This is a genomic window from Aestuariibaculum marinum (assembly GCF_014596975.1).
Classification (GTDB): domain Bacteria; phylum Bacteroidota; class Bacteroidia; order Flavobacteriales; family Flavobacteriaceae; genus Aestuariibaculum; species Aestuariibaculum marinum.
On record NZ_JACVXD010000116.1, the window covers coordinates 1 to 230 of the forward strand.

Annotated in this window: 1 protein-coding gene; it reads left to right on the forward strand. The window is 68.7% G+C overall.

Going from position 1 to position 230, the window contains the following annotated elements; translation table 11 throughout:
- A partial coding sequence (locus ICJ85_RS16435) for a cation:dicarboxylate symporter family transporter (RefSeq protein ID WP_188224858.1) occupies window positions 1–230 on the forward strand: 230 nt, incomplete at both ends.

A 230-nucleotide genomic window follows, 5' to 3' on the forward strand; every position in this document is an offset into this window, starting at 1 on the left:
TGGCGTCGCTGTTCATCGCCTCCGCGATGGGGACGCCGATGTCGATCCCCGAGCAGATCGGCCTGATGATCTTCATGATCATCGCCTCCAAGGGTGCCGCGGGCGTCACCGGCGCCGGACTCGCGACCCTCGCGGGCGGCCTGTCGGCCTACCGTCCCGACTTGGTCAACGGCGTCGGCGTCATCGTCGGCATCGACCGCTTCATGTCCGAGGCCCGCGCCGTGACCAAC